Genomic DNA, 9,238 nt, shown 5'->3' with positions numbered 1-9,238 from the left:
GGTGCCGAGCCGGCCCATCTTCTGGCGGGAGATGAACATCTCCTTGCCCTGCGGTCCTTGCGCGGCGGCGCGATCGAGCATCGACGGCGTCTCGACCGTCCCGGGGCAGATCGAGTTGCAGCGGATGCCCTTGGTGATGAAGTCGAGCGCGACCGCACGCGACAGCAGCGACACCGCGGCCTTCGACGAGCTGTAGACGTAGCGGTTCGCCGGCGGCCTCAAGGCCGCGCAGGACGAGATGTTGACGATGCTGCCGCCACCGCCCGCGATCATGTCGGGCAGAAACGCCTTGATGGTCCGGTGCATCGACTTGACGTTGAGGTCGAAAGAGAAATCGAAATCTTCTTCCGAGCAGTCCAGGATGGTACCGTGGTGCACGAAGCCCGCCGCGTTGAGCAGGATGTCGATCTTGCCGATGCGCTTGGCAAAAGCGTTGACGTCGGCGGTGTTGCGGACGTCAAGCTTTGCGACTTCAGTGATGCCTTCCTTGCTCAGGCCGGCGATGCCGGCTTCGTTGATGTCGGTGGCGATGACGGTTGCGCCTTCACGTGCGAATGCGATCGCGCAGGCGCGCCCGATGCCGGCCGCAGCCGCCGTGACGACGGCGCGTTTGCCCTTGAGGCGGTTGGCCATTTTGTTCACTCCTTCGAATCGGGGTCGTCATTCCGGGATGCGCCGTCAGGTGCAGGCCCGGAATCCATACTCCCGATCGTGGTTATGGATTCCGGGCTCGCGACTGCGTCGCGCCCCGGAATGACGGAAGTTGTTAGTGATTGTCCCGCGCCACGCCAAACGTGCCGGCGACGTTCTGATACCTCGTGGCGAGCTCCATGCAGGCGCCGGTCGATTGCTGGCCGACGGTGTTGCGGTAGATCTCCTGCCAGGGCGTCTGGTTCGGCGGATGCTTGAAGCCGCCGCTGGCCTTGAGCTCGGCGTGGCGCTTCTTCAGCTCCTCGTCCGGGATCAGGATGTTGGCGCTGCCCTTGTTGAGGTCGATGCGGACCTTGTCGCCGGTCTTCAGGATCGCAAGACCGCCACTGGCGGCAGCTTCCGGCGAGGCGTTCAGGATCGAGGGCGAGCCCGAGGTGCCGGACTGGCGGCCGTCGCCGATGCAGGGCAGGGACAGGATACCGCGTTTGATCAAGGCGGCCGGCGGCTGCATGTTCACGACCTCGGCGCCGCCGGGATAGCCGATCGGACCGGTGCCGCGGATGAACAGCACGCAGCGCTCGTCGATGTCGAGCGAGGGGTCGTCGATCCGCTCGTGATAGTCCTCCGGCCCTTCGAACACGATGGCGCGGCCTTCGAAGGCGTTGAGGTCCTTGGGGTTGCTGAGGTAGCGGTCGCGGAATTCCTTGGAGATCACCGAGGTCTTCATGATCGCGGAATCGAACAGGTTGCCCTTCAGCACCAGGAAGCCGGCGTCCTTCACCAGTGGCTTGTCATAAGCCCGGATCACGTCGTTGTCGGGCTCCGGCGCGTTCTTGCAGTTCTCGCCGATGCCGCGGCCGTTGACCGTGACCGCATCCTCGTGGATGCGCTTGTGCTTCATCAATTCGCGCACCACGGCGGGCACGCCGCCGGCGCGGTGGAATTCCTCGCCGAGATAGAAGCCGGCGGGCTGCATGTTGACCAGCAGCGGCACGTCGTGACCGACCTTCTGCCAGTCCTCGATCGTGAGCTCGACGCCGATGTGCCGGGCGAGGGCGTTGATATGGATCGGCGCATTGGTCGAGCCGCCGATCGCCGAGTTGATCACGATGCAGTTCTCGAACGCCTTGCGGGTCAGGATGTCCGAGGGCTTCAGGTCTTCCCAGACCATCTCGACGATGCGCTTGCCGGTTTCATAGGCGATCTGGCCGCGCTCGCGATAGGGGGCGGGGATCGCCGCGCAGCCCGGCAGCGAGAAGCCGAGCGCTTCGGCAAGTCCGTTCATGGTCGAGGCGGTGCCCATGGTGTTGCAATGGCCGACCGAGGGCGCCGAGGAGGCCACGATCTCCATGAACTCCTCATAGCCGATCTCGCCGGCGGCGAGCCGCTCGCGCGATTTCCAGACGATGGTGCCGGAGCCGGTGCGCTCGCCATTGTGCCAGCCGTTGAGCATCGGGCCGCCCGACAGCACGATGGCCGGCAGGTTCACGGTGGCCGCCGCCATCATGCAGGCCGGCGTGGTCTTGTCGCAACCGGTCGTCAGCACCACGCCGTCGAGCGGATAGCCGTAGAGGATTTCGACAAGCCCAAGATAGGCGAGGTTGCGGTCGAGCGCCGCGGTCGGGCGCTTGCCGGTCTCCTGGATCGGGTGGGTCGGGAATTCCATCGCGATGCCGCCGGCCTCGCGGATGCCTTCGCGGACGCGGTGCGCGAGCTCGAGATGGTGGCGGTTGCAGGGGGACAGGTCGTTGCCGGTCTGGGCGATGCCGATGATCGGCTTGCCCGATTGCAGCTCTGCGCGGGTGAGTCCGTAGTTCAGATAGCGCTCCATATAGAGCGCGGTCATGCCCGGATTATGCGGGTTGTTGAACCATTCCTGCGAGCGAAGATGGCGGCGGGTACCGTTGCTGCCGGCGGCATGCCCATTGGTTGGTTTCTTTGTCATTGGTTTCTCCTGCAATGCAAACGCACTGGCGTCCGTCTCATGGTGTCCGCATGTGCGGTGCCCAACGGCGCGCGCGATGATCTGCCTTCCCGGTAGCGGGTCGTTTCCTCACGATTGCGAATACTAGTCTTGGCCACTTGGTAACGCTATCATTTTGTTGGCCGCGCCCGCGCCTGAGACGGCCGGCCTGCTGTCCGAACGTCGTGCCGACGAGCTTTGCCGCTCGATCACCCTGAAGCCGAGATCGAGCACCGGCTGCTCCGGACGTCGCCCTTCGATCGCATCGATCAGCATGGTGGCGGCCGTCTTCCCCATCTCGTAGCGGTTGGTGCGCACGCTGGTGAGAGTGGGGACGGCGGAGGCCATGAATTCGAGGTCGTTGAAGCCGACGATCGCGATCTGCCCAGGGACTGCGATCTCCCGGCGGCGGCACTCGAACAGCACGCCGAGCGCAAGGTCGTCGTTGGCGCAGAAGACCGCGTCGATGTCGGGCTCGCGCGCCAGCAGATCGGTGAACAGCGCACCCCCGAGCGTCACTGACGTCGGGGTCGCCGTCGTGACGACGAGACGCTGATCGAACAGGGCTGCGTCCTTCATCGCGGAGACATATCCGTCCAGCCGCCGCTGCACCCTGGGATCCATGCGTGCGCCGACGAAACCGACCTTGCGGTGACCTTGCTCGAAGAGGTGCGCAACCGCGGCGCGGGCTGCATCATAGTGGGAAAAGCCGATCATCATGTCGACCGGATCCGGGCCGATCTCCATGATCTGCACGATCGGGCAGTCCGCGGCTTGAAGCATCGCGCGGGACTCCGCGGTCTGGTCGATGCCGGTGACGATCAGCCCGGCCGGCTTCTGCGCCAGAAACAGGCGCAGCAATTTCTCCTCCTGGAGAATGCTGTAGCGCGTGTTCGACAACTGGATGGAGTAACGGCTGCCTTCGGACGCGTCATAGATGCCGCGCAGCACGTCCGAGAACACGTTATTGGTGAGAGAGGGGATCAATACACCGATGACTTCGGTGCGGTGCGAGGCCAGTGCGCGGGCCGCAAGGTTCGGCACATATCCGAGCTCCTTGGCGGCGCTCTCGACTCGGGTCCGCTTGGCGACGGACAAAGCCTCGGGATTTCGGAAGAAGCGGGACGCCGTGATCGGGCTGACGCCGGCAAGCTCGGCCACTTCGGCCAGCCGGATTTTGCCTGACTTTGTGCGTTTTCGTCCCATTTGCTGCTCATAACACAGTCAGTCCCGCAAACAAAGGAACGTTGACAGCGCTACCAGCAGCGACTAACCAAAGACAAATTGCCAAAACCGCACAAACTACCGACAATGTCGCCCGCTAAGATCGGGCCTGGTTCGGTCAAGTCCGAAAAACAAGACGGTCGCGGCGCCAAAGAGCGTCGTGGACTTTCGAGGAGGGAGCTAGATGTCGTCTGTGCAAATCCGCGACGTGCGGAAATCGTTCGGCAATTTTGAAGTCCTGCACGGCGTGACGATTCCAATCGAAGACGGTCAGTTCGTTGTCCTGGTCGGCCCCTCCGGTTGTGGCAAGTCGACGCTTTTGCGCATGCTCGCGGGCCTCGAGAACATCACTTCCGGAACGATCTCGATCGGCGACCGCGTCGTCAACAATGTCCAGCCCAAGGAGCGGGACATTGCGATGGTCTTCCAGAACTACGCGCTCTATCCGCACATGACGGTCGCCGACAACATGGGCTTCTCGCTCAAGCTGCGGAACGCGGGTGCCGACGAGATCAACAAGCGCGTCAAGCGCGCTGCCGAGATCCTGGCGTTGTCGCCGTTGCTCGACCGCTACCCGCGCCAGCTTTCGGGCGGCCAGCGCCAGCGCGTCGCGATGGGGCGCGCCATCGTGCGCGATCCGCAGGTGTTCCTGTTCGACGAGCCCTTGTCGAACCTCGATGCCAAGCTCCGCGTCGCGATGCGCACCGAGATCAAGGAGCTGCATCAGCGGTTGAAGACGACCACCGTCTATGTCACCCACGACCAGATCGAGGCCATGACCATGGCCGACAAGATCGTCGTCATGCATGACGGCATCGTCGAGCAGATGGGCACTCCGCTCGAGCTGTACGACAAGCCGGACAACCAGTTCGTTGCCGGGTTCATCGGCTCGCCTGCGATGAATTTCCTCAAGGGGCATGTGCGCGTCAACGGCGTCGCCACCTTCGAAGGGCCGAACGGCGTCAAGCTGCCGCTCAAGACCGCGCCGGCCAATTCCGACGGCCGCCCCGTGGTGTATGGGGTGCGGCCCGAGCACTTCACCATCGCAGATGACGGCGCCGAGGCCGAGATCATCGTGGTCGAGCCGACCGGCTCGGAGACGCAGGTGTTCGCCAAGCTCGGCGGCGAGCAGGTCGTTGCGGTCTTCCGCGAGCGCCACCAGTTCAATCCCGGCGACAAGGTGCGGCTGAAGCCCGAGCCGTCGCTGGTCCATCTGTTCGACGATGCGACGGGCAAACGCATGAATGCCTAGCGCCAGACGACAAGGCATAAGACAACAAGCATAAGACAACAAGCATAAGACAACAAAAAGCATCACAGGGAGGACACCATGCAAGATTTTACTCGCCGATCTCTGCTCCAAGGCGGCACGGCTTTAGCTGCGACCGGCATGCTGACGGGGCCGGCACTGTTTGATTTCGCCAAGGCTTGGGCGCAGAGCGCGCCGTGGAAGGCCGAGCCCGGCGCCAAGCTGACCGTGATGCGCTGGAAGCGCTTCGTGCCGGCGGAGGACGATGCATTCAACGCGATGGTGGCGGCTTTCAAGGCCGCGACCGGCACCGAGATGAACACGTTCAGCGAGTCCTTCGAGGACGTGCAGCCGAAGGCCTCGGTTGCGGCCAACACCGGCTCCGGCCTCGATCTCGCCTGGGGCCTGCACACGCTGCCGCAGCTGTTCCCGACCAAAGTGCTCAAGATGAACGATGTCGCCGATTATCTCGGCAACAAATACGGCGGCTGGACCGACGCGGCCGCCAAGACCTGCAAGCTCGGCAACGACTGGCTCGGCATTCCCGTCGCCACCAACGGCGGCTACATGACCTACCGCAAGTCGGCGCTGGAAAAGGCGGGCTTCAAGGAATTCCCCAAGGACTTCCCCGGCTTCCTCGAAATGTGCAAGGCGCTCAAGGCCAACAACACGCCGGCCGGCTTCGCGCTCGGTCATGCCTCGGGCGACGGCAATTCGTGGCTGCACTGGGTGCTGTGGGGCCACGGCGCCTACACGGTCGACCAGAACGACAAGATCATCATCAATTCGCCGGAGACGGCGAAGGCGCTCGAATACTGCAAGGCGCTGTACGACAGCTTCATCCCGGGCACGGCGTCCTGGAACGATTCGTCCAACAACAAGGCCTTCCTCGCCGGCGAGCTCTATTGCACGGCGAACGGCATCTCGATCTACGTCGCCGCCAAGACCGATGCCAGCAAGAAGGAGCTCGCGGAGGACACCTACCACGCGCTCTGGCCCGTCGGCCCGGTCGGCAAGCCGACCGAGCTGCAGCTGGCGCTGCCGATCCTCGCCTTCAACTTCACCAAATATCCGAATGCGGCAAAGGCCTTCGTTGCCTTCATGCTGGAGAAGGAGAACTACGAGAAGTGGCTGGGCGGCGCGCAAGGCTATCTGACGCAGACCCTGAACGCCTATGAGTCCGCGCCGATCTGGACGGCCGATCCCAAGAACGCCGTTTTCGCACAAGCTTCCAAGCGCACGCTGCCGGCCGCCGGTATCGGCACGGTCGGTGAGAAGGCGGCGACCGCGATCGCCGACTTCATCGTCGTCGACATGTTCGCCAACTACTGCACCGGCGCCAAGGATACGAAGGGCGCGATGGCAGACGCCGAGCGCCAGCTGAAGCGCATCTATCGCTGACGGTCACGGAGCGGGCGGCCGTCCGGCCGCCCGCTCGTCAACATTTCGATCAGGGATATCGGGCATGGCTGATGTCGCAATTCCCCGGGCCAAGCCTCAGATGAGCGAGGCAAACGCCTGGACCCAGCTCAAACACAATCGCAACTGGCTCGGCTTCTGGTTCATGGTGCCGGCCATGGCGTTCCTGATCTTCTTCCTGGCCTATCCGCTCGGGCTCGGCATCTGGCTGTCCTTTACGGATGCCCGCATCGGCAGGGTCGGGCAGTTCGTCGGCACCGAGAACTACGAGTGGCTGTGGGACGATTCCATCTTCTGGCTGTCGGTGTTCAACACGCTGCTCTACACCTTTGTCGCCAGCGCCCTCAAATTCGCGATCGGGCTCTATCTGGCGCTGCTGCTCAACGAGCACATGCCCTTCAAGGCGATGCTGCGTGCGATGGTGCTCATCCCCTTCATCGTTCCGACCGTGCTCTCCGCGCTGGCATTCTGGTGGATCTTCGACTCGCAATTTTCGATCATCTCCTGGTCGCTCAAGCAGCTCGGCCTGATCAACCAGAACATCAACTTCCTCGGCGATACGACCTGGGCGCGCATTTCCGTGATCTTCGCCAATATCTGGCGCGGCGTGCCCTTCGTGGCGATCACGCTGCTCGCGGGCCTGCAGACCGTCTCGCCCTCGCTCTATGAAGCAGCGACGCTCGACGGCGCAACGCGCTGGCAGAATTTCCGCTACATCACCTATCCGCTGCTGACGCCGATCATCGCCGTCGTGATGACCTTCTCGGTGCTCTTCACCTTCACCGACTTCCAGCTGATCTGGGCGATGACGCGCGGCGGCCCGGTCAACGCCACCCATTTGATGGCGACCTTGTCCTACCAGCGCGCGATCATTGCCGGGCAGCTGGGCGAGGGGGCCGCGATCTCCAGCGCCATGATTCCGTTCCTGCTCGCCGCGATCATGGTGTCCTGGTTCGGCCTGCAGCGTCGCAAATGGCAACAGGGAGAAAGCAATGACTGATCTTCCTGCCTCGAAGATCGATCTCAAGGCCGTCATATCGACGCCGGCGCGCGTCGATAACAGCGAGGGCATGAGCTATTTGCAGTCGGTGCCCCGCCGCCTCGTGACGCTCTATCTGCCTCTCACGATCATCGTCGTCGTCCTCCTGTTCCCGTTCTACTGGATGGCGCTGACGTCGGTGAAGCCCGACGAGCAGTTGCTCGATCTCGACAAGTTCAATCCGTTCTGGACTTGGAATCCGACCTTCAAGCACTTCCAAAAGCTGCTTTTCGAGAGCTACTATCCGTATTGGCTCTGGAACACGATGTATGTGGCGATCTGCGCCACCATCCTGTCGATCGTCGCATCGGTGTTCGCGGCCTATGCCATCGTGCGCTTGCGCTACAAAGGCGCCAATCTCGTAGGCGGGCTGATCTTCCTCGCCTATCTGGTGCCGCCGTCGATCCTGTTCATTCCGCTCGCCACCGTCGTGTATCAGTACGGCCTGTTCGACTCGCCGCTGGCGCTGATCCTGACCTATCCGACCATCCTGATCCCGTTCTCGACCTGGCTGTTGATGGGCTATTTCAAGACCATCCCGTTCGAGCTCGAGGAATGCGCGCTGATCGACGGCGCGAGCCGCTGGCAGATCCTGACCAAGATCGTGGTGCCGCTGGCCATCCCGGGCCTCATCTCGGCCTTCATCTTCTGTTTTACGCTGTGCTGGAACGAGTTCATCTACGCGTTGACCTTCCTGCAGTCGACCAGCAACAAGACGGTGCCCGTCGCGATCGTGAACGAGTTCGTGGATGGTGATATCTACCGCTGGGGTTCGCTGATGGCAGGAGCCCTGGCCGGCTCGCTGCCGCTCGTGATCCTTTACGCCTTCTTCGTGGAGCATTATGTGTCTGCGATGACCGGCGCCGTGAAGGTATGATCGCGAGGCTTGCCGGAGGCGGGTGAGGGCCGGCGCGCTCCGGCCAATGACAAGGAGTTGAGCTCTTGCACATTCTGGTTCTGGGCGCCGCCGGCATGGTCGGCCGCAAACTCTGTGAACGGCTGCTGCGCGACGGCCGGCTCGGCAAGAGCGACATTACCAAGCTGACCATGCATGACGTGGTCGAGCCGAAGAAGCCCGAGCAGGCCGGCTTCCCCGTCGAGACCGTCTCGGGTGATTTCGCGGTCGCCGGCGCGGCCGAGAAGCTGATCGCCGGCCGCCCCGACGTGATCTTCCATCTGGCCGCGATCGTCTCGGGCGAAGCCGAGCTCGATTTCGACAAGGGCTACCGCATCAATCTCGACGGCACGCGGATGCTGCTGGATGCGATTAGGCTCGCGGGCGGCGGCTACAAGCCGCGCGTCGTCTTCACGTCCTCGATCGCGGTGTTCGGTGCGCCGTTCCCGGATGCGATCGGCGACGAGTTCTTCCACACCCCGCTGCTCAGCTACGGCACCCAGAAGGCGATCGGCGAATTGCTGCTCGCCGACTATTCCCGCCGGGGCTTCCTCGACGGCATCGGGATCCGCCTGCCGACCATCTGCATCCGGCCGGGCCTGCCCAACAAGGCGGCCTCGGGCTTTTTCTCCAACATTCTGCGCGAGCCGCTCGCCGGCAAGGAAGCGATCCTGCCGGTGTCCGAGGACGTCCGCCACTGGCACGCCACGCCGCGCTCGGCGGTCGGCTTCCTGCTCCACGCCGGCACGATGGATCTTGCCGCGGTCGGGCCGCGCCGCAACCTGACCATGCCGGGAC

8 protein-coding genes are annotated in these 9,238 nt (G+C 63.4%); 5 read left to right on the top strand and 3 right to left on the bottom strand.

Annotated features, from left to right (window positions below; translation table 11 throughout):
• From JHD07_RS12585 to JHD07_RS12575, 3 genes are all read right to left on the bottom strand, one after another.
• On the bottom strand, positions 1 to 633 hold a 633-nt coding region (locus tag JHD07_RS12585; protein ID WP_291622465.1), incomplete at its 3' end, for an SDR family oxidoreductase.
• Positions 634 to 766: 133 nt separating this feature from the next.
• Positions 767 to 2,596 (bottom strand): IlvD/Edd family dehydratase, encoded by a 1,830-nt coding sequence (locus JHD07_RS12580; protein WP_291622463.1) that lies wholly within the window; start codon positions 2,594 to 2,596, stop codon positions 767 to 769.
• Between the two features lie 123 nt (positions 2,597 to 2,719).
• Positions 2,720 to 3,820 (bottom strand): LacI family DNA-binding transcriptional regulator, encoded by a 1,101-nt coding sequence (locus JHD07_RS12575; protein WP_291622461.1) that lies wholly within the window; start codon positions 3,818 to 3,820, stop codon positions 2,720 to 2,722.
• Between the two features lie 202 nt (positions 3,821 to 4,022).
• Between JHD07_RS12575 and ugpC the strand changes: the two genes are divergently transcribed.
• The 5 genes from ugpC to JHD07_RS12550 form a co-directional block, all read left to right on the top strand.
• Positions 4,023 to 5,090 carry a sn-glycerol-3-phosphate ABC transporter ATP-binding protein UgpC gene (ugpC, locus tag JHD07_RS12570; RefSeq protein ID WP_291622459.1) on the top strand — a complete coding sequence of 356 codons (1,068 nt, stop codon included), beginning with the start codon at positions 4,023 to 4,025 and terminating at the stop codon, positions 5,088 to 5,090.
• A 78-nt stretch (positions 5,091 to 5,168) separates the two neighbouring features.
• Positions 5,169 to 6,488, top strand: coding sequence for an ABC transporter substrate-binding protein (locus JHD07_RS12565; protein WP_291622457.1), 1,320 nt, complete (start codon positions 5,169 to 5,171; stop codon positions 6,486 to 6,488).
• Positions 6,489 to 6,552: 64 nt separating this feature from the next.
• Positions 6,553 to 7,506 (top strand): sugar ABC transporter permease, encoded by a 954-nt coding sequence (locus tag JHD07_RS12560; protein ID WP_291622455.1) that lies wholly within the window; start codon positions 6,553 to 6,555, stop codon positions 7,504 to 7,506.
• A complete protein-coding gene (locus JHD07_RS12555) occupies positions 7,499 to 8,422 on the top strand; it encodes a carbohydrate ABC transporter permease (protein ID WP_291622453.1) in 924 nt (307 codons plus the stop codon). Before JHD07_RS12560 ends, JHD07_RS12555 begins: the two co-directional genes overlap by 8 nt.
• Before the next feature lie 65 nt (positions 8,423 to 8,487).
• On the top strand, positions 8,488 to 9,238 hold a 751-nt coding region (locus JHD07_RS12550), incomplete at its 3' end, for an SDR family oxidoreductase (RefSeq protein WP_291622451.1).

The organism is Bradyrhizobium sp. (assembly GCF_016462955.1).
Lineage (GTDB): Bacteria > Pseudomonadota > Alphaproteobacteria > Rhizobiales > Xanthobacteraceae > Bradyrhizobium.
The sequence above is the reverse complement of the archived record's forward strand: the minus strand, read 5'-3'. Positions and strand labels throughout refer to the sequence as shown.

Excerpts from the sequence above, each read along its gene's own strand:
- JHD07_RS12580 (WP_291622463.1), bottom strand. The coding sequence starts at position 2,596 with ATGACAAAGAAACCAACCAATGGGCATGCCGCCGGCAGCAACGGTACC.
- JHD07_RS12575 (WP_291622461.1), bottom strand. The coding sequence starts at position 3,820 with ATGGGACGAAAACGCACAAAGTCAGGCAAAATCCGGCTGGCCGAAGTG.
- ugpC (WP_291622459.1), top strand. The coding sequence starts at position 4,023 with ATGTCGTCTGTGCAAATCCGCGACGTGCGGAAATCGTTCGGCAATTTT.
- JHD07_RS12565 (WP_291622457.1), top strand. The coding sequence starts at position 5,169 with ATGCAAGATTTTACTCGCCGATCTCTGCTCCAAGGCGGCACGGCTTTA.
- JHD07_RS12560 (WP_291622455.1), top strand. The coding sequence starts at position 6,553 with ATGGCTGATGTCGCAATTCCCCGGGCCAAGCCTCAGATGAGCGAGGCA.
- JHD07_RS12555 (WP_291622453.1), top strand. The coding sequence starts at position 7,499 with ATGACTGATCTTCCTGCCTCGAAGATCGATCTCAAGGCCGTCATATCG.